The organism is Mycobacterium colombiense (assembly GCF_003284935.1).
Classification (GTDB): Bacteria; Actinomycetota; Actinomycetes; order Mycobacteriales; family Mycobacteriaceae; genus Mycobacterium; species Mycobacterium arosiense_A.
This window is the reverse complement of record NZ_QMEV01000035.1, coordinates 1-26,115: the sequence shown is the minus strand read 5'-3', so window position 1 is coordinate 26,115 and position 26,115 is coordinate 1. Positions and strand designations below refer to the sequence as shown.

Here is a 26,115-nt window from a genome sequence, read left to right as displayed (position 1 = left end):
TTAGTCGCGTTGGGCGCGTATGTAGAGGAAGAACGGTTGGGTGTTTAGTGCGTGGAGCAGCTCGGCGTCGATGTCAGCGGTGGGCTGGATCTGTGGTTCTTCGACGGTGTCGATGCTGAAGCCTGCGCGTCGGAGTTCACCGAAGATGCTCGATAGGGGCCGGCGGTATGACTGGGCTGTCACCTCGAGGCCACCCCAGTTCCACACCTCGCTGACCAGCTGCGTGCGGTGGTAATCCGCGCGATCTGACAACAGCCATCCGGTGATGGGGTGGTGCATGGAGAAGACCAGCGTTCCGCCGGGCTTGAGGCAGCGGTGAAGCTCTCGCATCAGCGGAGCCCAGTCTTGGATGTAGTGCAGGACTAGCGAGGCCACGACGACGTCCACGCTGGCGGGTGGGGCGATGTCGGTGGGCTGGTCGAGGTCGACGAGTTTGAACTGCGCCGCAGTGCCGAGCCGTTGACGGGCGAGCTCGATCATTTGCGGCTCGGCGTCAACGGCGAGGACCTCGGCGGCTCGTTGGACCAGATGGGTGGTCAGGCCGCCGGCGGCGCATCCCAGTTCGAGAACGCGTTTTCCGCTCAAATCGCCGGCCAGTTCAAGGATGGTGGGCCGGTCGTATTGGTTGTTGACCGGATTCCTCACCGACCAGGCGGCGTAGGCGCTGGCGTGGTCTTTGAACAGCGAGGTGGCGGTCATTGGCTTCATCGTAAGCACCGCGGGCACCCAGTTAGCGCCAAGCGATGTCGCTTCCGGGCCTCTTCTCGTCTTTCGGAGTCGCATCGAGTCGCGTGGTGAAGTCGCATAGAGTCGCTTTTGGCTTCTAGGCTGGCTTTGTGGCGAATTTGTTGAAGGCGCTTCTCGACGAACGTCACATGCACGCTTACTCCGAATTCATCGCTGAATATAAGCGCGTGGCCCGGGAATTAGACCTGCCCCGCAATGCCGTTCCGCCCACGAAATCGCAGTATTACCGCTGGGTCGGAGGTCAGGTGCGGACCCTTCCCCAAGGGCATCACTGTGTGGTGCTCGAGCAGATGTTCTCGGGCTGGACGGCCAAAGAGCTGTTCGGCCATGAACAGCCTCGCGGCCCATCAGTTGCAGTGGATGACGATGTGCTCGCCGGGATCGGGCCAGGCCTAGATCCTGCGCTGTTGGGAGGGTTGTGGGCGACGGGCTACCTGATCAGTGGCGGCTACCGGCACGTCGATCTGTCGACGGTCACCGTGCGGGGAGCGGGGATCGTTTCCCGCAACTATCCGCCGGCGCCGCGCTTTGAAGGTCATTCGGCCGGGCACGAAACCGATGTCACCGCACGGCTGTTCGGTCGACACCTGATGGGTCATTTCCGTAATCACAACGACCGCTACTTCTTTGGCTCGCTGCATCTTGTGATGCTGCCCGGTGAAACGATTCTCGACGGCTACTACACCGGTTTTCTCAATGACGCTGCGGTAGTGGCCCATCCGTGGCGCTGGGTGCGGGTCGATCCACACTCAGTCGAGGGCGTCGACCTCGATGCGGTCACCTTGGACGATCCCGGCGCTGTCTATGACACCCTCGCCGGGCGTAACCAGTTCGACGGGCCGCTCGCGCTCTCAGACATCGTCGACTCTGCCTGAACGCAGGCCGCAAGACGGGTAGCCGAGTCGCGTCGAGTCGCGCGATGTGGCGGGACGAAATACGACTTGGTACGCGACCAAACGGGTCTGCAAGACGTCGCGGAACGACCGCCCGATCGCGCATTGTGTCGCTATGTCACCGATATCGAGTAGTGGTGCGGTAGGGGCCGGGACCTGCTTAAGCCGAGGGGTGAAGCCCTCGGGCGCTGCCGTGCTGCCCTGCATGCTTTGGACTAGACCCCAGCAGAAAACCTAGCGCGATGTTTCAAACCATTGCACCGCTGTGTTTTTGTTGGTAGCGTCTGCACCCATACCCACCAGGCCCAGGCAAGGAGACCGCGCCCCGTGAGCGCCTCAGAACCACCCCCCAGGACGCCGGAAAACAGCGCGCCAAAGCGCAGCACCCGTGCATCACGGCCCACTGCCACAGTCCGCTGGGCACCCCTCGGCGCCACCGCCCTGTGCCTGCTGCTCACCGGCTGGCCCCATTCGCCGACCCGGCTCCGCCCCCAGCGATTGTTATCGAATCGTTATTGGCGAGTTGTCGTTTTTTCCTTTGCTCACTTTCGTGACTTTCCGCTTTTGACCTGTTGGAATTTTTCTGTACCCAGCCTCGGTGCCGGGGCAAAGGCATAGGGCGTTCGGAGGAACGATGGGAATGGAAAGGCTCGCCAGCAGGCCCGTTGTGGCTGTGGCTGCTGGTTGCGCGGCGGCCCTGCCCCACATGCAGCTCAGCTGCGCGGCGCGCACCGATCGAGACTATGTCGACCGCAGGGATTTGCTGGGAGTTGCGCCGTTACACCGGGGCGCCCGGCGGGCGCTGACGCACACGCTGGTAGGAGGCGCGGTACTCCTCGACACTGATGCCCAGGTGCGTTGCGAGCTTGTCGGCATTCACATCATTGAGAGCCCGGTCGCCGCGCTCAATGTCTCGCAACGTACTGGTGGGAATTTTGACAGCTGCAGCCAGCTCGGGCTGGGTGAGTCCTTTAAGGACGCGCCAGTCACCCGGGTAGCGCTGATCCGGGGAGATCGCGACGACTTGCTCGATCGAGGCGTCGAGGATGCGCATGACGCGGGCCAGCAGGTCGACTTGCGGTGTACCCCTGCCTGCTTCCCAGTTGAAGATCGTGACCGACGAGACGTCGGCAAGTCGGGCGAGGTCGCTGACGCTGATGCCGTTACGTCGGCGCACCTGCGCGAAGCTCGCGGCATCGAAGCCGCGCAGCACACGACGCGTCATACGCGGTCTACGGCCTGGCGCGTCATAACTAGACAGGGTCACCGAGAACTCCTCGATTTCTTCAATGGCTGCGTCTTTTCTTTGCGTCATAGTTTAAGGTATGGTGCGTTCAGGGCTACCCCGTTGAGGAGGATTCCGTGAAACTGCCTCACGCACTTGGGCATCGCCCAACGCCTCAGATGCCTTCCCTTGCCGGGTTCGAGCCATGCTTCGCCCCCATTCCCACCTCGCGGATCAAGCAGCCCGCCCAGGCCGTGCGTCCCGTGTACTGGTGGACCACTGAACTGCGCCGGCGCGGCGATCTGCTGCTTGGCGTGCACTTCGATGCCAATCAGCTGGCGGCGCGCGTGAGTGTGCGTCTGGCCTCGTATCGCCTCGTCGAGGTGGTGCGCAGCAACGACCACAACCCTGCGCTTCCCCATGACGTGCCCACCCTGCTCGCCGAAGCGGTGTGGCGCCTGGGTGCCCTCGGGTGGACTGAGCAGCTCGACGAGCTCCTGGACCTGCTGCGCGGGCTCGGCTTGATGAGCGCGCCGGCGCCGATCCGTAAGTGCGTGGCGCCGATTCCGGGGCGGGTGTGCCAACACGACCGCGGGGTGCGTATCGCGTACTGGTGGGCGCTGGCGTTGCTGCGCCAGGGGTGGCAGCTGCACGCCTGCGGCGAAGATGTTGCTCGGCTTGGGTTCGTTGCCGAGATGCCGGCCCCGGACGGCGAGCCGAGGCTGGTCGTCTACCCCGGGGATATGGCGCCGGACGGCACCGAGGCCGCGGCGCTGGCCAACCACCTTGTCCGGCTTAGCACCGGCCAACGCCGGCTGGTGCGGCAAGCCATCGCCGACCCTGCGGCAGGGGAAGGACGGATCTTGTGATGTTTCTTGGCGCGCAGGGCTTTTCGAAGGTGGTGGTACGGCTGCTGAGCTAGCTGCGCCCGCCGCGGGCGCGGCGCTTTTCGCACATGTCAATAGCGATGACCCTGTCCCAGAAAACAGAGAACCCCCCGAAGGGGGCTAACTCTGGGATTTGGACGACGAAGGTACCAGCTTCGCGCCCAAGGGTCTTCCCCCCTGAAGGAGGAGATGACTTTGCTGAGTCAATCTCAGGGTAGAGGCTACCCATCAGCGGAATCAAGCCTTTCTGCCCTCAATGTCCGTTCCACGGTGCTGACGTGCACCAACACCGGCCTAGACGCGGCCGCTGGGGCCGTCGCCGCCTCCTTGGGCCTCAGTCGGCCCGCATCCGCGGCCTTCGCTGACTGCCCGCTGTGCGGCAAGGAGCCGATCGAGCCGGTCCGGGTGGACGGCCAATGGGCCTGCCGTAGTTGCACCAGCTCCTGCCTGCTGTGCAGCTGGCCGTGCGTGCCTGGCGACGAGGCGTGCGCCGAGTGCATCCGGCACCTGGGCCTGGACCGGCAGGCGGTGCTGGTATGAGCACACCAGCGCTGTTCGTCGAGGCGAGCACCATCGAAGACCTCTCAACACCCGCCGAGCTGATGGCGGCCCCCGCGGGCCCTTACCAGTGCGCCGAGCTGGCTATCTGGGAGGAGTTGACCCGATGCCTGACCGCCTATCCGCGCATCTGGGGATCGGTCGAAGAGGGCGCGATGCTGCTGGGCGAGGAGGTCGACGAGCTCTGGGAGGACGTACGCGCCAACCGCATCGACCACGCCCGCATTGAGGCTACGCAGGCCGGCGCGATGGCCGTCCGGTTCATCGCCGACCTCTACAACCCCATTGGGCCCGCCGGCGACCGGTGTCGTGCCGCACTGGCCGAGCAGCGCGCCGTGCGCGCGGCCGTGGGCCCCAGGCGCGCCTTGTCGTCGAGCCACGAGGGATTCGGCTTCCTGCGACGCGAATACGACGCGCTGTGGTCAGCGATTCGTTTCGACGATCCCGCCCGGCCCGCTGCCGCGCGAGTAGCCGGCATGGCGGTGCGGTTTATCGCTGAAATTACCAGCACACCAACGGTATTGGGGCGTGCGCGATGATGATCGCGCTCCGTGAGCAGCAGTGGCGCAAGCAGGCCGTGTGCTACCTGGAGACCTCGGATGCCCCGGAGTTGTGGACCCCTGAGCATCGGCCCAAGCAGGATGTGCGGGTCCACCTCGAGCAGATGTGCCGGCGCTGCCCCGTGGGGCGGCAATGCGCGGGTGACGCAGTCGCCTCTGGGGCCGAGAGCGGGCTGTATGCCGGCGTGTGGCTGCCCGAGCGCCGCAAGAAAACTCAGTGGGCTCTAGCGATGGCCAGGTTGGGTGAGATCGCTGGCCTGCAGGCGGGTTCAGGTGAGCTCACCGGGCTGGGGGTCTCGGCATGAACGCGACCAAATGTGCACCCCCGCGGCGGCCGCGGCCGCAGTCGCAGGATTTCGCTTCGTTCGTGTCTGCGGTCCGGTTGCATCTGTGCGCTGTGGGTGAGGATCCCGAGACGCGTACGCGTCACGTCGCGGCGGTGTTGGCGTTCACACCCATCGAGCGTGTCGGTCAACGGATGCGGATTCACTTCGAGGACGGGCCCACCGCCTTATGGATGGCACAGGCTCTGGCGCACAAGGATGTCGAGTTGATCGACGTCGGCGCCGACGGCGGCACGATCGTCATCGCCAATCCGCAAACCGTGTTAGGCCGCTATGGCTTTCGTGATGGTCGGTGGCTGTTCGGGCAGGGCATGCCCGCAGCGGTGGGAGTCAGCCGCGGGGCGGTGCATGCCGCGGCGCATTTCAATCGACAAGGGATGAAGGTGGCGTGCCCGAGCGCGTCGATGATGCTGACGCTCACCGCGGTGATGTCGCGGTTAGGGATCCACGCGAAGCCCACTGACGGGCGCCCGCGCGCCGCGGTCGGCCCGGGCCGTGTTCCTGAGGCGTTGGCGCGGCTGGGTATCGCCGACGTCGGCGCGCAGTATCGGCGGCTGCGTGAGAACACGTTGGGGGGCCGATCATGAATGAGGTTGCGACAACACCGAATACGCGATCGATCAACCACCGAATCACCGCGCACCGGATGCGCAATCGTGGCCAGTCACCTGATGCGATCGCCGACTACTTGCGGGTCACTCCCCGCTCGGTGCACCGGTATTTGTCGTTGCCTTGTCCAGAACCGCCGCCGGCCAGCGAGGAAGTGGACTTGGTCAGCTTCGTCTCAAAGGGGGCGTGCGCTGCGTTTCCCGAGGTCGACTGGCTAAGCCGTAGTCCGTTGGTGCAGGCCGAAGCCAAGGCGATCTGCCAGTACTGCCCGGTGTTGGACGAGTGCCGCAGCTACGGGCTGAACAGGGGCCGTGATCAGCGCGGTGTCCTGGGCGGGATGACCATGGCCGAACGTGTCCGTGAGTTGCGTCGCCAACGGCGGCGCAGCGCCCAGCGGCCAGGAGTCGTCGCCGAAGACCAGGGGGCGGCATGAGGGCGGCCGGCGGCACGGCGAGACGAGCGCCGGCGGCGGCGGGCAGCGGGACGCCTGCCGATGGGCATGACGCGTACCGGCGTGGGTTGTGCGTGGACTGCAAAGCCACCTGGCACTCACCGGGCCGGACCCGATGCGATGCCTGCCACGACATCTATGCCGGCGGCGGCGTGGAGCGCACACCGGGTGCGCGGCGAGGAAGGACCACAGCAGCATGACGATGAGTGTGAGTGTCACCGCGGCGGCGGCCAACGCGGGCGGCTACATCGACGCGGTGCGCGTCGAGGAGTTGTTCGTCGATCCGTCCTATCAGCGCGCGGTCGATATGGGCCGGGCCCGCAAGCTGGCCGCCAGCTGGGATCGCCGGCTGGCCGGGGTGATCGAGGTCAGCGATCGCGGTCACGACCACAACCCGCGCTACGCGGTGGTTGATGGCCAACACCGTTGGGAGGCTGCGCGATTGCGCGACCCCCAGGCCACGATGGTGGCCCGCATCCATGAGGGTCTGACGGTAGCTGACGAAGCCCGGTTGTTTGATCGGCTCAACCGGGAACGCCGGCGCCCGTCCACCTGGGATCACTGGCAGGCCCGCAAGGCCAGCGGTGATCCCGACGTGCTGGCGATTGAACGCGTCGTGACCAGTTTGGAGCTGCAGATTCATCACGCACCCAAGGCCGGAAACGTGCGCTGCACCGCGACATTGGAGAAGCTTTTTGCCCTCGGCGGCGCCGATCTCATTCGCGACACCCTGGAATTGATTTTTCAGGTGTGGGACCTGCGCATGGATGCCTACGATGCGCCGCTTGTCCATGGCATCGGCTTGATCCAACACCATCTGGGCGACCGTATCGATCCGGAGCGGCTGGCCGACACCCTGCTGGGTGTGCTTCCGCCGGCCCTGCGCACCCACGCTGCCGCGTTGGGGGAGACCCTGACCGGCACCGCAGGTGTGCGGATGGCGATCACGATCATGGTGCTCTACAACAGGAACCGCCGCGTACCAGGACAGCGTGTCTTGGTCTGCGCGCGCACCTTCGGCGGCGGGGCGCGCAACGCGCGCTCACGTCCCCTGCCAGCCAAAAGCGCCTGAGTCGCAGGGCTTTTCACTCATAAGAGGTGTGTTGTGACATTGATGTTGGATCTTCACCTGCCGCACTGGCATCGCCCCGAGCGCCGAGCGCACTTCTCGCCGGATCGGCGCTACCGGTACTGGCTGAGCTGCCGGCGTGGGCCCGGGCCGGCACTGATGTTCATCTCCTTGAACCCGTCGGCCGCCGACGAGCACCGCGACGACCCCACATCGCGGCGTGACATCGGGTTTGCCGACGGTTTCGGCTACAGCGCGGTCACCTTGACCAACCTGTACGCCGCGCGGGCCACCAACCCCAAAGACCTTGGCGGCATGGATGATCCGATCGGGACCAGCGACGATCCGCAGTACGACAATGACGCTCAGCTCGACGCCCAGGCCGCCGCGCACGACGTGATCGTCTTGGCCTGGGGTGCTGACGCCGACCCGGCGCGGGCCCGGGCCGTGGCCAGCCGGATGTGGCGGATCTGTCAGGCCACCGGCGGCAGCCTCGCCGTACTGGGCTGGACCTGCAGCGGACAGCCGCGCCACCCGCTATATCTGCGCAAAGACACGCCGCTGCAATGCCTGACTGCACGAGCGCACCGCGACATGATCGATGTCGACCCGCGGTGGTCTGCACTGCTGACAGACAGCGATGCGCTCGCTGGGTTCGACAGCGTGGTGGCACAGTGAGCGCGCCGCACTACGCCACGCACGACACCGCGGCGGATGCGGTGGCAATCGCTGACCATGTTGTGGCGGTCCTGGGGCGGCGGATCTACCGTGCAGCGCGCGAGATCGCCCTGCAAGACGGTATCGAACAGGTCTTGCAGGAGCACGACTTTCGGGTTGAGCGGGAATTTCGGCTCACCCAGCGCGACCGGCCCGACTTCCTCGTTGATGGTTGCGTGGCTCTTGAGGTCAAGATGCGGGCCAGCGGTTCGTCGGTGCTGGCGCAGTTGGCCCGGTATGCCGCGCATGAGCGGGTGGGGGCGCTGGTGGTCGCGACGCCGCGGCTGTCCTCGCTGTCGGGGATGCCCGCCGAAATTTTCGGGGTGCCGGTGCGGATGGTCGCGCTGCCGGGGCCGGGGTTGGTGCTGTGACGGCGCGCGTCGTCGGTCAGTACCGGTGGGCCCCGGAAGGGGTGTGGGAGATCGAGGCAGAGCCCGACGTCATGATCCGCATCAAGCGGATCTTTCCGCGGGTGGCCGCCACCACCCGTGGCACGGTCACGCTGACGGGCACTCTCGAGGTCGCGCGGGATTTGGAATGGCTGACCGACCGGTGGCCCATGAAGGCCTCGTTGCAGGATCGCCAGCGGCTGCGGGCGATGGCCGGCGAGCATCGGCGCGCCGAAAGCGCTGTGCAGCATGTTCTTTCCGGCGGCGCGCTGTCGGTCGATGCGGGCCTTGGATGGGTGTCGCCGGCGGTGCCGCTGCGGGGCTATCAGCGCACCGCGCGGGATCTGGTGTGGGCGACCGGCGGGGTGCTGGTTGCCGACGAGCTCGGGATGGGCAAGACGTTCACCAGCCTGGCGCTGTTGGAGCGGCCGCAGGCGCGCCCGGCTCTCGCGGTCACGTTGACCGGCACGATGCCCAAGCAGTGGCGGCGCCAGCTGGCCACCTTCTACCCTCAGCTCACCTCGGTCGAGGTCAAGACCGGGCCGATTCATTCGCTGCGGCGCCGCGGGCGCACCGCGGATCTGATTGTGATGAGTTACTCGAAGCTGGCCAAGTGGCAGCACCACCTCAAAGGTGTTGTGAACACGGTGATTTTCGATGAGGTGCAGGAACTGCGCCGGGACCAATCCGACCGGTATAAGGCCGCGATGACCGTGGCCCGCGAGGCCACCTACCGTGTTGGTCTGTCGGGGACCCCGATCTACAACTACGGCGGGGAGATCTACAACGTCATCGACGTCCTGCGCCCGGGCGCGTTGGGCGACCGCTATGAGTTCGCGCGGGAGTGGTGCCACACCTCGGGGCTGGACACCAAAACCCAGGTGTATGACCCGACGGCGTTGAGATCATATTTGACCTCGCAGGGTCTGTTGCTGCGGCGCACGCTTGAAGAGGTCGGTATCGAGGTTCCGCCGATCATTCCGATCGAGCAGTCGGTGCCGTCGGATCCCAAGGTGCTCAGCGAGATAGAGGGTAATGCGGTTGCGCTGGCCCGGCTGATCTTGGACCAGTCTGCTAACCCTCGCGAACGCTGGACGGCGGCAGGTCAATTCGACTGGATGATGCGTCAGCACACCGGAATTGCCAAGGCGCCGTTTGTTGCCGACTTCGTGGAGCTGCTGTTGCAAAGCGAACAGCGGGTGATCCTGCTGGGGTGGCATCACGCCGTGCATGACATCTGGGCCGAACGGCTGCGCTCCTACCGGCCGGCGATGTACACCGGGCGCGAGACGGACAGGGAAAAAGAGCGGTCCTTAGACGATTTCATGGCCGGTCGGGCCCGAGTGCTGATCATGTCGCTGCGTTCGGGGGCTGGTATCGACGGGCTGCAAGAGGTGGTCAACACGCTGGTATTCGGGGAGCTGGATTGGTCCCCGGGCGTGCACAAGCAGGCCATGGGGCGGCCTGGGCGGCCTGGACAGACCAGGCCGGTGCGTGCCTATTTCGCGACCACCGATTTCGGGTCTGATCCGGTGATGCTCGAGACGCTCGACATCAAGACTTTGCAGGCCGATGCGCTCATCACCGGTTCTGGTGATGGCGTGCGCAAGCCGGCCCCGGATCGGATGACCCCGGAGCGCTACGCGCAGATCAGGCGATTGGCCGCCCATGTGGTGGAGCAGGCCGATCGGTTACCGGCAATGGAGAAAACAGCGTGAGACAGCACGATGGGGCTTCGGTGAATACGGTTGCCGCGCAGCGTCGTCGGCAATTGGTCACTGCGCGAGCTCAGCAGGGCGGGGTCGAGGTCGATCCGCGTTGGCTGTCGCCGCCGTCCGGTGCCGGCGCAGTTGCCGCCGATGCCGCCGACACTGCGACGGTGACCCGATGAGTGGCTATGGCGAATCGCGGTTTGCCATCGCGGCGGCCAGCGATGGATTTCAGTCGCGTTGGCACGCGGTGGATGTCGCCGTTTTCGGGCCTCGCGTGGCGGCGGCTGTCGAAGAATGCTACCGGCCCGAAATCTATGCAGTGTGTGGACAACGCTGCAACCACATCGCCACGCGGTTAGGCCCCTTCACCTACGGCAGCCGTTGGCTGGCCTCGCGGCGCTGCGAGCGGTGCGGCTGGGTGGTGGCGTTGAGCCGAGGCACAGTGGAACAAGAAATCGCGCACTACCTCCCTGATGGCGCGCATCGCGATGTCATCGCCGCCACCGCGGGTGGCTACCCCGATCTGCTGCGGCGCATCTTCGTGGCGATTCTGGCTGATGCCCCGCCCGGGCGAGCTGGTGAGCCTGGGCATCGTTCGGATCTGCTCGCACACGCGGCCCGGCACCGCCCCGTGGTCATGGTCTGCCAGGCCTGCAACGAGAGCTCGAGCGCTGCAACGGCCCATGGCGAGGAGACCCTGTGCTGTCCCGACTCTGCCGTGGTCTGCGCCGAGTGCACGTTCAGTGCTGGGCCGTGGGCGGGGGAGCGCGAGGGCGTGCCGACCGGTGAGTGTGTCGTCGGCGCCCCGTGTTCGGTGCTGATCACCCTGGCCCACCACTACGGCGTGGATGTTGCCGACGGCAGCGATGCCGAGCCGCCGGGGCGCGCATTGTCGATGCCCCCTCGGCTCTGAGGTTCCCGCACCCGGCAGGGGTGCAGCTGAAATCGGAAAGGAGTTCTCATGTCATCCGCCAAGAGCGCTGACGGTGCGGCCACCAAAGGACGACCGTCCGGCCATCGTGGCTGGGTCGTCTGTGATCCCGCTGGCTACCCGTACGCCTGGTATCGCAGTGATCAGGCTACAGAGCCCGCGACGGCCATGGCCCTGCTCGAACCCGACCCCCTTCTGCGACAGCAGATGACCGACGCCGGGTGGTCGGTACGCGTCGGCAGCGGCGTCGACCTAGCGCTCGGCGCCGAGCTGACCAAGGCCACCGCGTGATCTGCGCCCGACCCAACAGCTGGCGCTTGCAACAGTTAGCACCAGGCGGTTGGGGTCCCGGTTGTCCGGCCCGACAACCGGGGCCGACCTGGGCTTTTCCCCACGCCCATGGAGGGGCTAGCGCGCCAGCAAACACGGTTTCGAGGGCGTGGAGCCCTTCGGTGCCGCCGGTCGGCCGCCAGCAAACAATGCGTAGAAATGGTGCTCTACCAGCGATTTTATTTGGCAAATCGTCGGTGGGGGCAGCTCAGCAAACACGATTTCAGCGACTCCGAGCGCCCATATGACGCCGAGCTAGAGCCAGCAAACAGGAAAGTTCGTGTCGGTCCGCCTTCATCGGTCAAAGGCATGGTCGGATGAAGCCGACGACTCGGATCAGGAAGCCACGCCGGAAAGGAGGCAATAGCCGCCCAACATCCCCGAACACCAGGGGAGAGACGCCACAAAAAAATAGCGGGACCAGAAAACAGAAACCCCCCGGAAGGGGGATCTGGGAATCGATCAGAAGGTCGAATTCGGAGCGCCAACTCCGAGTTTCGTGAGGTCCGAAGCGCCAACTTCGAATCTCGGTCCCCGTGCTGAACAGGGAGAACTGCGTGACAAGTAGTTCCCAGGGTAGCTCCTACCCAGGACACAATTCAACGTATTCAGGCGAAGTGTCGCAGAAACACCGTCTGAACTGCTCAAAGACGCCACATGTCGGCGCGCGCCGGCGCGGCGGAGGCCGGCCGCAGGAAGTTTGCCGGCATCGACAGCGGGTGACGTTTTCCGACGCCGAAATGGTGCGCGGCCGTGTCGAAACACACGCTGCCCAGCTTGGCCTGCGAGGCGCCCGACGCCACGTCCTGACCGCGGTACTCAAGCTGCTGTGCGGCTGGAGCCGAATCACCGACGACCGGGTAGCACTCGGACAACTCGTCGAGCTCATCGCCGCCGGCGGCGGCCGACGCTACGACCTCAAAACCGTCGGGCGCGCGCTAGCGGCGTTGGCAGCCGACGGGCTGATCGTCTATCGGGCAGCCCAAGGCCGCAACACCCGCGCACTGGTGGCGATCAACGACCAATTCACCGGTGATATCGCCGTGCTCGCCCGGGATCGCGACGGCCGGGTCATCACCTCGGGCAGCCACTGCGAGCCCGATTCGGTCACCTTTTCGCGGCGCCTTCCTTATAAGAACCAATCTCTCTACCCCCCTACCCCCCGCAACGACGAGCAGCCCGACAGCTCCCGACCGGTTGAGGTCGAGGTATCCACCGACGAACTGCGCCAGGTGCTGGCCGGCTTGCCCGAGGTGCTGGCACGGCTGCCCAAGCACCTGAGGTTCATGCTGGGTGCGCAGATCCAAAACCGGCTGGCCGCAGGGTGGTTGCCCGATCAGATCCTCGACAAGCTGCACCGGCCGATGCCGGCGGACCTGCAGCGGCCCTGGCGCCTCGCGCTGTGGCGGCTGCACCACAACGTGCCCGGTGCCGGACCCCGGCTGCGCCCCTTGCAACGCGCCTGGGAGCAGCGGGCCCAACGCCAGGCCCGCCAGGAACAGGAACGCACCACTGCGCACTGGTATGCCCAAGTGGCCGCGGTCACCAGCCCCGCCGGCCGCGCCGAGCTCCTCAAGGCACACGAGGTGAAATTCGGCCGTCCCGTGGACCCGATCGCCGCGCTGGCCGCGGCGGGACGGCGGGCCCATCGGTTGTTCCCGCAGATGCCTTTGGCGGCGGCCTTGACCCGCTGGGCGCACGAAACCGTAGCCCAGTTGACAGCGGAACCCGTTGCGGTCGAAGACATTGCGGCTCCATCCGCTATCGACACCGACCTGCTGATGGACCTGGCGATCAGCGGAGGCTGCCAGTGCATGCTGTGCGGTTCACACCGCGCCACCATGCGCCCCGAACTGCCGCTGAAATCGATGGTGTGTGATCAGTGCTGGCCCGTGATCGCGGCCGAACTCGCCGGCGACCGCGACGAGGATCACGACGGCGCCCAGTGGGTGGCCGCATGACCGATCTCGAGATGCCCACACCGACCCGCGCCCGCCAGCGGCTGCAGGCTTACACCGAGCTCGACGATCGGCGCCAGCCCCCGCAGGACCTCGACGCCGAGCAGTCGGTGCTGGGCGGGATGCTGTTGAGCAAGGATGCGATCGCCGACGTGCTGGAAAGGCTGCGCCCGGTTGACTTCTACCGGCCAGCCCACCAGAGCATCTACGACGTGATCCTGGACCTGTACGGCCGCGGCGAGCCCGCCGACGCGGTAATGGTGGCCGCCGAGCTCGACCGGCGCAGCCTGCTAGCCCGGGTCGGCGGTGCGCCGTATCTGCACACGCTGATCTCCGCGGTGCCCACCGCGGCCAACGCCGGCTACTACGCCGGCATCGTCGCCGAAAAGGCCGTGCTGCGCCGCCTGGTGCAAGCCGGCACCCGGGTGGTGCAGTACGGCTACGCCGGCGCGGACGGCGCTGACATCGCCGAGGTAGTCGATCGGGCCCAAGCCGAGGTCTATGACGTCACCGAAGACCGCGCCTCCCAGGACTATGCGCCGCTGGGCGATCTCATCCAAGACACCATGGACGAGATCGACGCCATCCAGTCCCGCGGCGGACTGACCCGCGGTGTTCCCACTGGATTCGCCGAGCTCGACGACCTCACCACCGGTCTACACGGTGGACAGATGGTCATCGTGGCGGGCAGGCCCGGCCAAGGCAAATCCACTCTGGCAATGGATTTCATGCGATCCTGCTCCATCCACCACAACAGGGCCAGCGTCATCTTCAGCCTTGAGATGAGCAAGTCAGAGATCGTGATGCGGCTGCTGTCGGCCGAAGCGCGGATCAAGTTGGCCGACATGCGCTCTGGACGTCTCAGTGATGACGATTGGACCAAAATGGCGCGCCGCATGGGCGAAATCACCGACGCTCCACTGTATATCGATGATTCACCCAACCTGACCATGATGGAGATCCGCGCCAAAGCCCGCCGGCTCAAACAAAAGACCGACCTACAGCTGATCGTGGTGGACTATCTGCAGCTGATGACCTCAGGCAAGCGTGTCGAATCCCGCCAGACCGAAGTGGCCGAATTTTCCCGCAGCCTCAAGCTGATGGCCAAAGAACTCGATGTGCCGGTCGTCGCCGTCAGCCAGCTCAACCGCGGGCCCGAACAACGCACCGACAAAATCCCCCAACTCTCTGACCTACGCGAGACCGGTCAATTGGAGCAGGACGCCGACATGGTCATCCTCATTCACAGGCCCGACGCCTACGATCGGGACAGCCCCCGAGGAGGCGAGGCGGACCTGATCGTCGCCAAACAACGAAATGGGCCCGCCCCAAGAACTTTGACAGTCGCGAGCACCCTGCACATGTCAAGTTTTCGCGACCTGGCCCGCAGCTGAGTTCGTGGTGGTGGTCTTCGACGACCACGACGGGCGAAAGGCTCATTGAAGGTGGTCACATCGAACTCCATCGCGGCCAGTGCAGGGCCGAAGCGGCACAGGACTGAGCCGCGTTATCCCCACCAGGTGCGCTATCCATCGACGGTGTCCGTTCGGGCTGTTACCATCCGGCCAGGCAAGGCTGCGGTCAACTAATCAGATTGTGCTACAGCTGATTCCGAGCGCGGACAATGTCGTCCGCGGCGTTGTACCCCTCAGGTGTCACCCCAGAGACGGAATAACGAGAACTGAGAAACCCCATGACAGTGCTTGATAACGATGCTCCGGCCCGTAACGGGGCAGACACCGCCGAGCACCTGCGGTCCGCTTCGTCGTGGCCAGGACCGGCGCCCGCGGAGCTTGCGCTCGAGGCGAAGCCGTCGCGGACCCTCGCCCAAAGCGATGTCGTCAAACCCGACGACACCCGGCGCCACGCAGTGTGGTTTTTCTGGATGTGGTTGCTGTTCGCCACCGTGGTTTCCATCGGCGGCAACGTGATTCATGCGTGGATGACTGCGCCGGCTCCCCACTTGAAGCTGCTGGCCTCGATCGCGGCCGCCGTTCCGCCCGCGATCCTGCTCGGGTCGACGCATTCGGTGGCTCTACTGATCAAGAACCGTCGACACGGCTACCGCCGCGTCGACGCCGCCGTGCTGGGCGCTGCGCTGCTGCTGATGGCGGGTGTCGCCGGCTGTGCGTTCGCGATGTCGTTCGTGTCTCTGCGGAACCTCATGATCTTGGTCGGTATGAGCGCAGGTACGGCGTGGCTGTGGCCGATCGGGGTCGACATGTCGCTGATCTGCTCGACGTTGGCGTTGCTGACCCTGGCCTCCCCACGTAACGGCGGTGAGGGTATCGAGACGCCGGCTGGTGCGACAGTGCCGCTCTCGCCGGCCGCCGGCACTGTCAGCAGCGGCCCGCGATCCGAGGCCGAGCGGCGGCTCTGGTGGGAATCCATCGCCGCAGTCATACGCGAGCAGAACAGCGACGTGCGCAAGATCGGCGAGCTGCCCACCACGCAGCTCGCCGAGATCTTGCACCGTCTCTACGACAAGAGAGATTCCAAACGGGCGGTATGCGCCGACCACGACCTGCACCACCGCGACGTTCGCACCATCACACACACCGCAGACGACGTGCTGGCCCGGCTCGCTGCCATTCCGTCGACGGACGGGACCAACCAACTCTGACTCGGCGCGCTGCTGCAGGCAAAGGCAGTGCAGCACCGCATCTGCTGTGGGACGTGGCCCGCGACGTGCGCCTCAACCGCCGATGGTCAGCGGTTTACCCTGTCCAAAGCGCGCAGTAGGCTGAAGCCGGCCCGAGCGCAGACACGGCCGCGGGCAAAGACACCATGGGGGGGTGGACATGGCGGAGCTAAACGCCAACCCGGCTGACTTGTTGCGGTTCGCTGACGCCTACTCTGAGCTGGCCCAGCGTGCAGCGCAGATTTCACCGCAGGCCGTCACCGAACTACAGCGGGTCATGCAGACTCACGGGCCGATGGGCTACCCCACGGCGGTGGGCATCGCCGCCGGCCTGGCCAAGGCCGAGGGCCCGCTCCAGGCCAAGGTCGCCGACTTCAACACCTACTCGCAGCGCTTCACTGAGCACAGCGCCACCTACACCAAGGCCGACCAGACCGGCGCGCAGGCACTGGACAACGAGTTCCGCCCCGTCGACAACAAGGACGCTGCGAACGACCCCGACCAACCCCAGCCCGCGATCGACCCCAGGAATCCCTTTGTGGGAGACGAACGATTCGGTCACTGGCAAGACATCGTCCCGCCGCCCTACGTGGGGAAAACTCCGCCGCCGCCCTGGACTGGACACCGCCCCTGGAAAGGCCCTTCGCTTGAGGGCGGCCCCACAGGCTTCTATCCGCCCGGCGGCAAAACATGGGCCGATGACAACGCTCCGCCGTTCGCCTACCTGCAAGAACAATATCGCTTCCGCATCTCAGGTGAGGACTACACGCACTACACCCGCACTGACCCCGTTGACGGCCACCAGCAGCAATGGGTGCAGTACACCTACGAGGCTCAAAAATGGACGCAGGGCACAATCGCCGGGCCGGCATGGGCCCCTAAAGCCCCCAACGAGATCACCGGCGAGCTGGGCGGTACCAACACCGGCGGCCTCTCAGGCATCAGCCCGCCGGCATACCGAGGTCCATGGGAGCCGATAACTCTTCCGCAAATCGCGACACTGTCGGCAGCGAACCCCAGCATTCACTACTACATGCCCGACGACTGTGGTTTCCAGTTCTCCTTCCTCAACGGCACTGCTACAGGCGGAAATTCAGGACTTGGACCCATCATGCCCAGCATGATCGCCGGGCCCTAAGGACGTCTCGATGAAGAACGTGGGTGAGTATTGGTGGAGTTTGCCAGTGCTGTTGTACTTCATTCTGCTTGCGGTCGTCATGCGTCGCGGAATCTGGGCAACAGTGGGACAGAACATCTACTGGGTCGCCACTTGTGTACTGGTTCTTCTGATTCCGACAAAGCCCTCGCCCTCGAGCTACGTTCTGGCGGTACTCGTCGTGCTCAACCTGTGGATCTACAGGTGGTCGCTACGCAAAGGAACTTTCGTACTCGAAAGAGCGTCGAACAACGTGGGACCAATGACTCATCAGACCTCCGAGTCGGATGAAGTGTGAGCGATGCGGCCGTGGCGAAATCTCCACTCGCACTGAGGAACTCAGGCAATAGAATGACAGCATTGAACCGCATCCAATGGGTGGCCTTCCTGGGGACGGGCCTCGCCGCCGGAGTCGGATTCTGGTTCGTGGTGACTTTCACCCTCGCCGCCGCCGGATTGTATTTCTACGCCCTGCATATCGCCTCGTACGTCGCAGTAATCCTGTGGCTGATCGCAGCACCGCTGATCTACATCAACACCAACAAAAGCCATCCGCACGCAGCCACCTACAGAATCGCGCCACTGCTGATCGGCGTCGGATTGATGGTGAGCTACTTCGCCGTCGCTTGGACTGCTGCTCACGCCTGAGCATCCACACCACCGGTTTGCCGCCCAGTAACCTCATCCGTGAGGCGAATGATGGTTGCGCGGCGGCAGCGGAAAGAACGCTGCCCGAACGGCATTCGACCCCCAGGCCGAGAGGAGCCAATGCAGGCCGCAGGAGCGTGCCCTAGGCGTGGGTACCTTGACTTTGTGCCGGCGGGTCGATCCAGGGATAGGTCACTGCGAGGTATTCGTCGCGCGACACAACGAGGGTGGATGCAGGTGTCGACATATCGACGTAGTTATGGCCGGCGCGGCCCTTCTGGCTTAAAACCGTTAGGTCAAGGGAGATCTCGTCCGCTTTGGCCGGGTCAAGTTGCCAAGTGACGTGCGTTGGGTCAAGGGTGATATCGGCTGCGCCGGCGCTGATGACGAATTCGTGGGTCACGCTGTCGTGCTCCAAACGCGACGACCCTCGCTGGATGGCGTCGTTGAGTGCGGCGCGGAAAGTGTCGAGCCCAGGGCCGTCCAGAGTCAGCAACACCGCATCGTGCCCGTAATCAAAGCGGGGCAGATAGTTCACGCGAATTATGTTCATGGGATTATCCAGGCACCTAGTTGAGTGTCGTTGTTGAATGATACCGAGGCGCAAAGACAAGACGGACGATGTGTGATTTCTTCATCGCGCAGCGCGGGCTCATAATCTCGGATCGTGCGGACGGTCGATGCTGGCAAGTAGCGAGCGGTACAGGTTTTCAGTCAATGCGGCGCACTCCGCGGCTAAGGCCGACTGGGCGTCGGCGCCAACGACAACGGCTTGCTCGATGAGTGCCCCGCCGCCAGCGCTGTTGACGACGTAGTTGTTGAAGTGACTGAGAACCTGGCGGTTACCGGTGGTTAGGCGGCCCGAGGCCCGGGTGGCGACGATTGCGTATTGCGGCGGTACGTCGACCGGGTGAGCGCTGATCTCGGTTGCCTGACTGTCGCGCAAGATGCGGTCGGCGTTACGTAGAACAAGTGCTTCTGGCACCGTGCCCGGTACCCGGTACAGGTTGAGGACCTCGCAGCCATCCCAGTGGTTGGTGCTGTTCACGCGGCGAAGCAGCAGACGCGTCACCGCGGGGGCGTCAGCGTCGGCGATAGCCCACGCGGAGGGGACGGCGAGTGCCGGCAACCAGAGGTGCAGGTGTGTGGAGGCCACATGTTGCAAGGGGCCGACGTGCTGGGCGATTTCTTGTGCCAGCGACGACACCGCGGTGGGATCAAACGCGGTCGGCATGGGGGAAACGTCGTTCATGCGATGGCCACCGCGCCCAGGAGGAGCAACAGAAGTAGCCCGCCGCCGGCCACCTCGGTTTCGGCGGGGCTCGGCGGTGGCACGTCGATGTGCGGCGGGCTGATGTGGGGGATCAAGCTCGGCGCCGGCGGCGGGGAGGATGCCGGGGGTGGCGCCGGCATGGTGGCGCCGGGGAACGGCGCCAACAACGGATTCTGTGGTGGCCCGATCACGCCCGGCGGTGCGGGCGCATTCGGATTGAGCAACCACGGCGGCAGACCGGAGATGATCGAGGGGCCGCTGACTGGAGGTAGCCCGCCAATGGGAACGTTTTCCCAGTCAGAGCCCGGCCCCGGGCGGGGTTTGTAATCCCAGTGCGGATTGTGCTGCCATTCGTCACCGGGGTAGTAGCGCCACTCACCGCCGTGTTGGTCATAGAGGCTTCGCCCTCCGCGTGCCACCGCGCTGGGACGACTCGCAGGCCCCTCGGTCAGGGGCCCCTCGACGGGCGGCCGCACGCCCTCAGGTGGGAGGCCCTCGACTGGGGGCTTAGGCGGGGGTGGGGGTGGGGGATCTTGTTTGAACGTGTGCTGGTCGACCGCCTGTATACGCGGTGTCGATCCTTGCTCGCCAGCTGCGGCTGCGCGTGCGCCTAAAGCTTGCTCGGCCGTCGCGGCTTGTTCCACGAGGGCGGCAGCTTTGGCTTGGTGGTCGTTGATGCGGCTCAGGATTTGCGCTTGACCCGCCGGCGAATTCGGGTCCGGGATGGCGCCGACCTCGGACGCCTCGAGTCGGGCGTTTGCATCGATGGCTCGGGCGCCTTCGAAGTTGATCCGACGGCTCTCATCGGTGATAGAGGCCCAGGTACCGTGAGAACGCGCGGTCGCATCCAGAACGAGATGGTCGGCTTGTGTGGCGACGGCGTAGGAAGCGGCCACGGCGGTTGAGAACCTCGCCCCGATTATCTGGGCGCGCGTGTCGTTGGTCCCTTGACTGAGGGTGCGAGCGTAGCTACTGAGGTCACCAAAGCCGCCGCCATCGACGGGGGTGGAGCCGAACAAATCGAAATAGCGCCGATGCTGTTCTTGTGACAGCATCTCCAGCTGCTCGATGGCATCCACGAGACAGCCCTCCTCCGCCGCGTCTGCCGTGCGTGGAGTAAACCTACCAACTGTGGCAGCTTGCTGAACTGCAGTTCGGGCAACAGCGGCGCGGCCTCAGCGCGCCGGTCACGGATGGGCGCTATGGCCTGTTACGCGCGTGTGGCTGGCCGGTCGAGATCCAGCACGGCTGTCAGTGTCTGTGTCCACCAGCGCAGTTGGCGGCGGCGGCTGGCGTCGGGTTCCTTGATGCCCGCAGTGCGACGAAATTCAGCACCGTAGGCGGGTTCGGTGGCCAGCGCCTGGTGCAGAGCGGCGACGGCGAGGCGGGTGTCGTCGCGTGGGGGGCGCCGGCCGCCGGATTTGCGCCGGGCGGCATGGAGGGCGTCAACGACAGGTTCCAAGATGCCGTCGCTGTGATCGCGCCATCCCGCGCTGTGGAGGGCCATCGCGAGCTCGCCGTATCCGTCGGCGTAGACCTCAGCGATACGGTCCACCAGCTCAGGTATCTGCGCGCCGGCGCGCACCCACTCCTGTGCGGCGTCCTCGACGGCCGCGCGGATCCGGCCGCTGCTGTGACGCAGCACAGCTGCGAGCAGCCCTTCGCGGCTACCGAAGTGATGGTTGACACCGGCGTCGGTTATGCCGACGCGCTCGGCGACGGCGCGTACTTCGACCGCCCGCGGCCCGGCCTCGATCAGCAATTCCTGAGCGGCGTCGAGGATTAACGACTGGGTTTCGTCTGGGCGGCGGCGTTTTCGAGATGGTGGCATGCAACGATCATACCTTGACGCGCCAAAGCGGCGCTGCTACGCTTTGGGGTGTCAAGGTAAAGATACGACCAAGGCCTCCGTAGCTCAGTTGGTAGAGCAGCTGACTTTTAATCTGCGGGTCCGGAGTTCGAGTCTCCGCGGGGGCACAGTTTTTCCGACGAGGGCAGCGTTTTTCAGTTACTAACGCTGCGGTGTGTCCTCACGCCTACGGCCACCAACGGTGGCGATGCTCAACCACCCGTTAAGCATCCAGCCGGGCCGCCGGCAGTGTTAAAACCCCACCCGGCACAGGCGTGGGGTGGGGGTGCAGTCCGAAAAGCAGCATTAACCACTGTTGTTGTTGTCGAGATGCAGTGAGGATTGACAAGGTGGTCAGTGTTGTTTAACAACAGGTCGCGCAGGCATGCCGAGCCGTAATTGCTCCGGGAGAGTGGCGATTTCGGCGGGCAGCTAGTTTGACACCGGTACGCGACACGCCGGGTATCTGTCAAAGTACCTCGGCGATTCTGGTCAATCTTCGCTGCATCTCCTCAACCACCACCCACCACCACCAGCAGTAGCCGCGATAGCGTCGTTGTTGTCGGTGGCTGCCGATACGATCGGTGTTGTAAGGGCAGGTCATTGGGGCTGGCCCACAATTCCCAAAGGGGGAGCGCAAGATGTATTCAACCAAGTCCATTGGTGACGTCGTTCGGAATCTGGTGGGAGTGCTTGGGTTTCGGCCTGTGGAGTCGCTGGTGGTGGCGGCCGTACAGGGTGGCTGCGTGAGTTGCGTTCTGCGTGTGGATCTCAGCGACGTCGCGGCGTCGAATGCGCTGGAGAGGTTGGCGTCGTTGGTGGGGCGCAGTGGTGCCGATGGCGCCCTGGCGGTGTTCGTGTCGACGCCGAGCAGCTCGTGCGAGATGTGCGCGGAGCGCTTTGCTGGCATGGCGGCAAGGTTGGGAGAGGCGCTGGAAGCGGCGGGCGTGCGCCTTCTGGATGCCGTGATGTTGGACCGAGTCGAGGCGGGTGGACGGTGGCAATGTGTGGACCGGTGTGGCAAGTCCGGTGTGCTCGACGATCCAGCGTCTTCGGCCGCCGCGGCGGCAGCGGTGGTCGCGGGACGCCGGATGTATGAGACGCGGGATGAGCTAAGAGCGATTGTGGCCGTTGATGTTCAGCGCGCCGCTGCGGTGGCGCCCATGCTGGACGGTGCTGGCGGCGCGGTGGATGACGTGCCCGTATCGGTGCGCCAGGCGGTGGCTGCGGTGCGTCGCGTGGGCCAGGGCGCCGTCTTGTCGAATGCCGAGCTGGCGGACATCGGCGCATCGCTGGGCGACGTGCGGGTGCGAGATGCGCTGTTTACGTTGGTGGACTCACACGAAGCGAGCGCAGCCGAGATGCTGTGGAGCCAGCTGGCGCGGGTCCTGCCACAGCCCTACCGATCCGAAGCCTTGTGCCTCGTCGGATTCAGCGCATTTTCGCGGGGCGAAGGGCCGCTAGCTGGCGTCGCGCTCGAGGCGGCGTTGGCAGACGATCCAGCTCATCGGATGGCCGGATTGCTGGATTGCGCGCTGCAGAACGGAGTGCGGCCTGAAGAGATTCGCAACCTAATCCAGCACCATGTCTCAGCGCTGGTGATTTGACCCTTGCCCGGAGGTCGCGGGGTGCGGATATGCCTGGCGCTGATCGCACCCTGCCAACCCGCAATGCGGTTCACTACCCCACCCGGCACGGGGCTGGGGTAGTGGTCAATCCGTATGCGGGAGTGCGGGTGTGGTGGTGGTGGTGGTGTCGAGATGCAGTGAAGATTGACAAGGTGGCCAGTGTTGTTTAACAACAGGTCGCGCAGGCATGCCGAGCCGTAATTGCGTTGGAAGAGTGGCGATTTCGGCGGGCAGCTAGTTTGACACCGGTACGCGACACGCCGGGTATCTGTCAAAGTACCTCGGCGATTCTGGTCAATCTTCGCTGCATCGCCTCATTTCTTCTTCGTTCGTCGTCGTCGTCGCCAGCTCGTTGTTGTCGGTGGGCGTTGGTAGTGTCGGTGGTGTTGGGCAGGCCAGTCGGGTCGGCCCGAGATTCCCACGAAAGGGGAGTGGCATGACAGCTGTTCTGGACAACCCGGCCGACGTCGGGGAGGCCTCGGTGGAGGGTGCGGCGATGCCGGTCGTCAACACGTTGAAGGCCAAGGCGTTATTCACCGCCGTGTTCGATGCGCTGCTGTTCGCGGCTCCGGCGTCGGCGAAGCTGCCGTTTCTGGAGGCGGTGCGTCTGGAGTTCGGGGCGGATCAGCTGGTGGCGGTCGCGACGGATCGGTTTGTGCTGGGCGCTTCGCGAGTGGAGTACTCCGGGGAGGCATTCACAGTGATGGTCGCGGGAGCGGATGCGAAGGCGCTGGTAAAGATGGCCAAGACGGTCAAGCGGGATGAGACTACGCGTGAGGTGACCGTCGAGGTCGCCGACGCGGGTGCGCTGGTGACGTTCCGATTCAGCACCGGAGAAGCAATGACCGTGCGCGGCCTGGACGTCCAGTTCCCGAAGTGGCGGCAACTAGTGCCGGCGGATGCCTCACGGATGGGTGGCATTGTCGGGATGGGATACACCCCGGGCTACCTGAAGCGTTTCACCCAGGCACGTGCTGATGAGCAGGCCAGCGGCGTGCAGATGGTCGTGTTCCCATCGGTGACGTCGAGCGGCAAGCCCGGCCCGACCGCGATCCGGATTGGTGAGGACTTCTTCGGGCTGCTGATGCCCGTACGGCCCCCGGGTGACGAATGGACGTTCCACCGGCCCAGCTGGCTCGACGAGTCCGCCGGCGTGGCCGTCAGCGGCACTGCGGGGGTGCGCTGAGGTGACGACGATGACAAACCCGCGTGGAGCGGCGGCCGGGGCTGCCACCGCTCCGCAGCAGCCCGCGCTGCTCGCCCGCCAGGACCAGGCACGCGCGGCGGGCGAGCGGCGCGCGGTCGAGGTGGTGAGGACATGGCTGATCGAGCGTGAACGCACGTGGCTGGCGGTCGATTTCACCAAGACCCGGCCAGAGCCGCCGTTCGACGATGACTCCGAGCTGTGTGTTGCGGTCGGCAGGCTGCCCCGCCAGGCTTACGGCAGCGGACTGGACGTGCGAGGCAGCTTTATCGTGCGGCTGGCGGATCTCAACGGGCTCCTGAGCCGTGCGCACGACGACGCTGGGGCGGCGCGGCAGGCAGATTCCTACCACTGCGCGCGTGGGTACCAGCACGTCGACCACACATCGGATTGCTGCCCCTTCGAGCACGGTGAGGCGCAGTGATAGCGAATCACGTTGAGCAGCAACCTAAGACAGTGGTGATCGAATGGGTCGAAGAATCACGGCACCGGGTGAAGGTGCGGGTGCCGGCGGACTTCGACCCCGATGAATGTGACCTCGGCGACGGCCTGGCCGAGCTGAACAACGACGGATTCCAGGGGCTAGAACGCAGCCAGATCACGGTCTTCGACGCCAGTCCCGACCCGGCGGCCGAGTTCTTCGACCCGCCCCGCTATAACAGTGAGCGGGCGTCCGCGTGAGCAGTCATTACGAGTGGGGAGACGCCCGCAGCGGCAACTACCAACTGGTGACGCGTGAGACGGCACCCGACGAGTGGAATCTGCCCGCGCCAGACCCGGCCGACCCATGGTCAGTGGGTGTCACCTCGGGGCATGCGCTGGGGCTGTTCAACGCCAACGGTGACGGCACTGTGCTCGAAGGCGAGCCGGGCGAAATCCTGGACTACATGGATCGGCTGCACGCCTACGCGCACCGTGAACTCGACGGCCTGGTCGAGTACGACACCTGACCCTGTGCCCAATGCGGCGACCAGGTCCTCACCCTGGTCGCCTGATGCGCCGAGACCTCGGTGATTCACGCTTCGAGCTGTTGACTGCGGTGGAGCAGCGGTGGGCGCTGGTGGTGCTGCGCATCGTCAACGAGGTGTTACGGCCCTGATGGGGCCGTTGCCGCCGGCGGGGTGCGACTTGGGCGGCGATTGGGACTGCGTTAGGCGTTACGGTGTCGTCGCGGTGCCACGGATTCGGCGGCTAACTGTTACTCGTCAGCGCTGGGGGGTTTGTGCTGGGGAGTGAAGAGGCTTAGAACCAGGGCGAAGATGTGGACCGCGGTGGGCCAGTCGGTGGTGTATGCGGCCAGGGCGGCGCAGGAGGCCGCCAGGGCTAAGGCCAGTCGGGGGTCGGTGGCTCGTTTTGCTGGAAACGAGTTTTGTCGGTGGTCATCGGGGTCTACCATCATGAAAGTTCCTTGAGTGTTGTTGGAATGCTGGGGAACTGCTTGGACTGCCTCCTACGCCCGGCAACGGCGTGGGGGGCGGTTTTTAGTTTCGAGGGCCCGTGGCCCCTTCTCAAGAGGACTTCGAGCTGATTGCCATGGGTCACTACGTTAGGCGGAATTGATCAATCCGCGTTCCTTCCTGAGTTTCGCTGGGTGGCAGGACAGTTCGGGATTTGTCCAGTCCCCTGGGCCGGTTGGATGGGGCAGGCTCTATTCTCTGGACCGCGGGTGCCACCTTTTCTGATCAAGCAACACTTAAGATGGCAGCTGTGTCGCGGGGTCTGGGGGTGCGTCAGCGCCAGGTGTTGACTGCGCTGCACGACCGCCGCGAAAACGATCTGTATCTGCCTGAATGGCGGGCGCGGTGGCGGTGGTACACCATCGATCTGCTGGATTTGGTTGATGACAACGCGCCACGCAGTGAGCGGGTGAGTTTGCACCGGGCCATTGGGGCACTGGCTTGTGATAAGCGCGTGAGTGTGTCCACGACGTTTCCCTATCCCACCGTCGTGCGTCCGGGCGTCCCCTTCGCGGATATTGATCTGGTGTCTGAGCTTGGTGAGGTGGATCCACGTTGGCCCCGCGGCCGCGGTCGCTGTCTGTGGTTTCGGCTTCCGTCACGGCGTGGCCGATCTGCACGGTGGGACCAGGCATGGGCAATCCGTTGGCTGAATGGGGAGCTGACTGGCGATGACGATTGGATGCCAGAGGCGGTTTGGGAGTTCCTTGGAACGCTTGACCGGCAGCGTGCCTGGGCTTCTGAAATGGGCCGGTTCGTGGCGTGGCTGTTTTGCGGGCACCCGCGCACCGACCCTATTGGCGGTTAACTGATCTGCGGGAGTTGGTGTATCGGTTGCGTTGTTCGCCGGCGGGGTTGGGTCGTCGTGATGGGTTGGTG

31 protein-coding genes and 1 tRNA gene are annotated in these 26,115 nt (G+C 65.0%); 26 read left to right on the top strand and 6 right to left on the bottom strand.

The window, feature by feature from the left end; genetic code table 11:
- Positions 1-699 (bottom strand): class I SAM-dependent methyltransferase, encoded by a 699-nt coding sequence (locus tag DQP57_RS16110; protein WP_196771069.1) that lies wholly within the window; start codon positions 697-699, stop codon positions 1-3.
- Positions 700-836: 137 nt separating this feature from the next.
- On the opposite strand from DQP57_RS16110, the gene DQP57_RS16105 reads away from it, so the two are divergent.
- Positions 837-1,622, top strand: a complete 786-nt coding sequence (locus tag DQP57_RS16105; RefSeq protein ID WP_064892850.1) for a hypothetical protein — start codon at positions 837-839, stop codon at positions 1,620-1,622.
- 796 nt (positions 1,623-2,418) lie between these two features.
- On the opposite strand, the gene DQP57_RS16100 is transcribed toward DQP57_RS16105, so the two are convergent.
- A complete protein-coding gene (locus tag DQP57_RS16100; protein ID WP_064892852.1) occupies positions 2,419-2,865 on the bottom strand; it encodes a helix-turn-helix transcriptional regulator in 447 nt (148 codons plus the stop codon).
- 179 nt (positions 2,866-3,044) lie between these two features.
- Between DQP57_RS16100 and DQP57_RS16095 the strand changes: the two genes are divergently transcribed.
- The 18 genes from DQP57_RS16095 (at position 3,045) to DQP57_RS16020 (ending at position 17,825) form a co-directional block, all read left to right on the top strand.
- On the top strand, positions 3,045-3,734 hold the full coding sequence (locus DQP57_RS16095; protein WP_240631780.1) for a hypothetical protein: 690 nt from the start codon (positions 3,045-3,047) through the stop codon (positions 3,732-3,734).
- A 288-nt stretch (positions 3,735-4,022) separates the two neighbouring features.
- Positions 4,023-4,292, top strand: a complete 270-nt coding sequence (locus tag DQP57_RS16090; RefSeq protein WP_240631779.1) for a hypothetical protein — start codon at positions 4,023-4,025, stop codon at positions 4,290-4,292.
- Positions 4,289-4,849, top strand: coding sequence for a hypothetical protein (locus DQP57_RS16085; protein ID WP_231119545.1), 561 nt, complete (start codon positions 4,289-4,291; stop codon positions 4,847-4,849). The genes DQP57_RS16090 and DQP57_RS16085 overlap by 4 nt, the downstream gene beginning before the upstream one ends.
- A complete protein-coding gene (locus DQP57_RS16080) occupies positions 4,846-5,175 on the top strand; it encodes a WhiB family transcriptional regulator (protein WP_112633882.1) in 330 nt (109 codons plus the stop codon). The genes DQP57_RS16085 and DQP57_RS16080 overlap by 4 nt, the downstream gene beginning before the upstream one ends.
- Positions 5,176-5,420: 245 nt before the next feature.
- The gene (locus DQP57_RS27215; protein ID WP_240631778.1) at positions 5,421-5,801 is read left to right on the top strand and encodes a hypothetical protein; all 381 of its coding nucleotides are present in this window, start codon (positions 5,421-5,423) and stop codon (positions 5,799-5,801) included.
- On the top strand, positions 5,798-6,256 hold the full coding sequence (locus DQP57_RS16070; protein WP_231119547.1) for a WhiB family transcriptional regulator: 459 nt from the start codon (positions 5,798-5,800) through the stop codon (positions 6,254-6,256). The genes DQP57_RS27215 and DQP57_RS16070 overlap by 4 nt, the downstream gene beginning before the upstream one ends.
- 214 nt (positions 6,257-6,470) lie before the next feature.
- Positions 6,471-7,346 carry a DUF6551 family protein gene (locus DQP57_RS16065; RefSeq protein ID WP_064892860.1) on the top strand — a complete coding sequence of 292 codons (876 nt, stop codon included), beginning with the start codon at positions 6,471-6,473 and terminating at the stop codon, positions 7,344-7,346.
- Positions 7,347-7,388: 42 nt separating this feature from the next.
- The gene (locus DQP57_RS16060; protein ID WP_231119551.1) at positions 7,389-8,021 is read left to right on the top strand and encodes a DUF1643 domain-containing protein; all 633 of its coding nucleotides are present in this window, start codon (positions 7,389-7,391) and stop codon (positions 8,019-8,021) included.
- Complete coding sequence (locus DQP57_RS16055; RefSeq protein WP_064892865.1) at positions 8,018-8,431, top strand: hypothetical protein; 414 nt, start codon at positions 8,018-8,020, stop codon at positions 8,429-8,431. Before DQP57_RS16060 ends, DQP57_RS16055 begins: the two co-directional genes overlap by 4 nt.
- Positions 8,428-10,167 carry a DEAD/DEAH box helicase gene (locus tag DQP57_RS16050; protein WP_064892867.1) on the top strand — a complete coding sequence of 580 codons (1,740 nt, stop codon included), beginning with the start codon at positions 8,428-8,430 and terminating at the stop codon, positions 10,165-10,167. The genes DQP57_RS16055 and DQP57_RS16050 overlap by 4 nt, the downstream gene beginning before the upstream one ends.
- A 169-nt stretch (positions 10,168-10,336) precedes the next feature.
- A complete protein-coding gene (locus tag DQP57_RS16045; protein WP_064892869.1) occupies positions 10,337-11,074 on the top strand; it encodes a hypothetical protein in 738 nt (245 codons plus the stop codon).
- Positions 11,075-11,122: 48 nt separating this feature from the next.
- Positions 11,123-11,383: a hypothetical protein gene (locus tag DQP57_RS26635; protein WP_084954305.1), complete on the top strand. Its 261-nt coding sequence runs from the start codon at positions 11,123-11,125 to the stop codon at positions 11,381-11,383.
- A gap of 758 nt (positions 11,384-12,141) precedes the next feature.
- Positions 12,142-13,383: a hypothetical protein gene (locus tag DQP57_RS16040; RefSeq protein WP_064892871.1), complete on the top strand. Its 1,242-nt coding sequence runs from the start codon at positions 12,142-12,144 to the stop codon at positions 13,381-13,383.
- A gap of 11 nt (positions 13,384-13,394) precedes the next feature.
- Positions 13,395-14,774, top strand: a complete 1,380-nt coding sequence (gene dnaB / locus DQP57_RS16035) for a replicative DNA helicase (RefSeq protein WP_064892892.1) — start codon at positions 13,395-13,397, stop codon at positions 14,772-14,774.
- Positions 14,775-15,073: 299 nt separating this feature from the next.
- Positions 15,074-16,003 carry a DUF2637 domain-containing protein gene (locus tag DQP57_RS16030; RefSeq protein WP_064892873.1) on the top strand — a complete coding sequence of 310 codons (930 nt, stop codon included), beginning with the start codon at positions 15,074-15,076 and terminating at the stop codon, positions 16,001-16,003.
- Positions 16,004-16,181: 178 nt separating this feature from the next.
- Positions 16,182-17,159: a type VII secretion target gene (locus DQP57_RS16025; RefSeq protein WP_081284056.1), complete on the top strand. Its 978-nt coding sequence runs from the start codon at positions 16,182-16,184 to the stop codon at positions 17,157-17,159.
- A gap of 10 nt (positions 17,160-17,169) precedes the next feature.
- Positions 17,170-17,475: a hypothetical protein gene (locus DQP57_RS26630; RefSeq protein WP_133259249.1), complete on the top strand. Its 306-nt coding sequence runs from the start codon at positions 17,170-17,172 to the stop codon at positions 17,473-17,475.
- 62 nt (positions 17,476-17,537) lie between these two features.
- The gene (locus DQP57_RS16020) at positions 17,538-17,825 is read left to right on the top strand and encodes a hypothetical protein (protein WP_064892878.1); all 288 of its coding nucleotides are present in this window, start codon (positions 17,538-17,540) and stop codon (positions 17,823-17,825) included.
- A 142-nt stretch (positions 17,826-17,967) separates the two neighbouring features.
- Here the strand turns inward: DQP57_RS16020 and DQP57_RS27210 are convergent, their stop codons facing one another.
- From DQP57_RS27210 to DQP57_RS16005, 4 genes are all read right to left on the bottom strand, one after another.
- Entirely contained in the window at positions 17,968-18,363 is a 396-nt protein-coding gene (locus tag DQP57_RS27210; RefSeq protein WP_231119549.1) for a hypothetical protein, read from the bottom strand.
- Between the two features lie 114 nt (positions 18,364-18,477).
- The gene (locus DQP57_RS27205; protein ID WP_225337337.1) at positions 18,478-19,077 is read right to left on the bottom strand and encodes a hypothetical protein; all 600 of its coding nucleotides are present in this window, start codon (positions 19,075-19,077) and stop codon (positions 18,478-18,480) included.
- Complete coding sequence (locus tag DQP57_RS27200; protein WP_051641748.1) at positions 19,074-20,177, bottom strand: hypothetical protein; 1,104 nt, start codon at positions 20,175-20,177, stop codon at positions 19,074-19,076. The genes DQP57_RS27205 and DQP57_RS27200 overlap by 4 nt, the downstream gene beginning before the upstream one ends.
- 131 nt (positions 20,178-20,308) lie before the next feature.
- On the bottom strand, positions 20,309-20,929 hold the full coding sequence (locus DQP57_RS16005) for a TetR/AcrR family transcriptional regulator (protein WP_064893107.1): 621 nt from the start codon (positions 20,927-20,929) through the stop codon (positions 20,309-20,311).
- Between the two features lie 73 nt (positions 20,930-21,002).
- Between DQP57_RS16005 and DQP57_RS16000 the strand changes: the two genes are divergently transcribed.
- The 7 genes from DQP57_RS16000 (at position 21,003) to DQP57_RS26625 (ending at position 26,044) form a co-directional block, all read left to right on the top strand.
- Positions 21,003-21,075, top strand: a tRNA-Lys gene (locus DQP57_RS16000).
- 513 nt (positions 21,076-21,588) lie between these two features.
- On the top strand, positions 21,589-22,554 hold the full coding sequence (locus tag DQP57_RS15995) for a DUF4192 domain-containing protein (RefSeq protein WP_064893109.1): 966 nt from the start codon (positions 21,589-21,591) through the stop codon (positions 22,552-22,554).
- 457 nt (positions 22,555-23,011) lie between these two features.
- Positions 23,012-23,761, top strand: a complete 750-nt coding sequence (locus DQP57_RS15990) for a hypothetical protein (RefSeq protein WP_081284087.1) — start codon at positions 23,012-23,014, stop codon at positions 23,759-23,761.
- A 10-nt stretch (positions 23,762-23,771) separates the two neighbouring features.
- Complete coding sequence (locus DQP57_RS15985; protein WP_231119557.1) at positions 23,772-24,203, top strand: hypothetical protein; 432 nt, start codon at positions 23,772-23,774, stop codon at positions 24,201-24,203.
- Positions 24,204-24,235: 32 nt separating this feature from the next.
- Positions 24,236-24,460 carry a hypothetical protein gene (locus DQP57_RS15980; protein ID WP_231119558.1) on the top strand — a complete coding sequence of 75 codons (225 nt, stop codon included), beginning with the start codon at positions 24,236-24,238 and terminating at the stop codon, positions 24,458-24,460.
- Positions 24,457-24,729 (top strand): hypothetical protein, encoded by a 273-nt coding sequence (locus DQP57_RS15975; protein WP_231119559.1) that lies wholly within the window; start codon positions 24,457-24,459, stop codon positions 24,727-24,729. Before DQP57_RS15980 ends, DQP57_RS15975 begins: the two co-directional genes overlap by 4 nt.
- A 757-nt stretch (positions 24,730-25,486) precedes the next feature.
- Positions 25,487-26,044, top strand: coding sequence for a hypothetical protein (locus tag DQP57_RS26625; protein ID WP_133259248.1), 558 nt, complete (start codon positions 25,487-25,489; stop codon positions 26,042-26,044).
- Positions 26,045-26,115 lie beyond the last annotated feature (71 nt).

Excerpts from the sequence above, each read along its gene's own strand:
- dnaB (WP_064892892.1), top strand. The coding sequence starts at position 13,395 with ATGCCCACACCGACCCGCGCCCGCCAGCGGCTGCAGGCTTACACCGAG.
- DQP57_RS16030 (WP_064892873.1), top strand. The coding sequence starts at position 15,074 with ATGACAGTGCTTGATAACGATGCTCCGGCCCGTAACGGGGCAGACACC.
- DQP57_RS16025 (WP_081284056.1), top strand. The coding sequence starts at position 16,182 with ATGGCGGAGCTAAACGCCAACCCGGCTGACTTGTTGCGGTTCGCTGAC.
- DQP57_RS16005 (WP_064893107.1), bottom strand. The coding sequence starts at position 20,929 with ATGCCACCATCTCGAAAACGCCGCCGCCCAGACGAAACCCAGTCGTTA.
- DQP57_RS15985 (WP_231119557.1), top strand. The coding sequence starts at position 23,772 with ATGACAAACCCGCGTGGAGCGGCGGCCGGGGCTGCCACCGCTCCGCAG.
- DQP57_RS16080 (WP_112633882.1), top strand. The coding sequence starts at position 4,846 with ATGATGATCGCGCTCCGTGAGCAGCAGTGGCGCAAGCAGGCCGTGTGC.
- DQP57_RS16095 (WP_240631780.1), top strand. The coding sequence starts at position 3,045 with ATGCCTTCCCTTGCCGGGTTCGAGCCATGCTTCGCCCCCATTCCCACC.
- DQP57_RS16110 (WP_196771069.1), bottom strand. The coding sequence starts at position 699 with ATGACCGCCACCTCGCTGTTCAAAGACCACGCCAGCGCCTACGCCGCC.
- DQP57_RS15990 (WP_081284087.1), top strand. The coding sequence starts at position 23,012 with ATGACAGCTGTTCTGGACAACCCGGCCGACGTCGGGGAGGCCTCGGTG.
- DQP57_RS26630 (WP_133259249.1), top strand. The coding sequence starts at position 17,170 with ATGAAGAACGTGGGTGAGTATTGGTGGAGTTTGCCAGTGCTGTTGTAC.
- DQP57_RS16060 (WP_231119551.1), top strand. The coding sequence starts at position 7,389 with ATGTTGGATCTTCACCTGCCGCACTGGCATCGCCCCGAGCGCCGAGCG.
- DQP57_RS16100 (WP_064892852.1), bottom strand. The coding sequence starts at position 2,865 with ATGACGCGTCGTGTGCTGCGCGGCTTCGATGCCGCGAGCTTCGCGCAG.
- DQP57_RS16085 (WP_231119545.1), top strand. The coding sequence starts at position 4,289 with ATGAGCACACCAGCGCTGTTCGTCGAGGCGAGCACCATCGAAGACCTC.
- DQP57_RS16070 (WP_231119547.1), top strand. The coding sequence starts at position 5,798 with ATGAATGAGGTTGCGACAACACCGAATACGCGATCGATCAACCACCGA.
- DQP57_RS26635 (WP_084954305.1), top strand. The coding sequence starts at position 11,123 with ATGTCATCCGCCAAGAGCGCTGACGGTGCGGCCACCAAAGGACGACCG.
- DQP57_RS27205 (WP_225337337.1), bottom strand. The coding sequence starts at position 19,077 with ATGAACGACGTTTCCCCCATGCCGACCGCGTTTGATCCCACCGCGGTG.
- DQP57_RS15995 (WP_064893109.1), top strand. The coding sequence starts at position 21,589 with ATGTATTCAACCAAGTCCATTGGTGACGTCGTTCGGAATCTGGTGGGA.
- DQP57_RS16045 (WP_064892869.1), top strand. The coding sequence starts at position 10,337 with ATGAGTGGCTATGGCGAATCGCGGTTTGCCATCGCGGCGGCCAGCGAT.
- DQP57_RS16065 (WP_064892860.1), top strand. The coding sequence starts at position 6,471 with ATGACGATGAGTGTGAGTGTCACCGCGGCGGCGGCCAACGCGGGCGGC.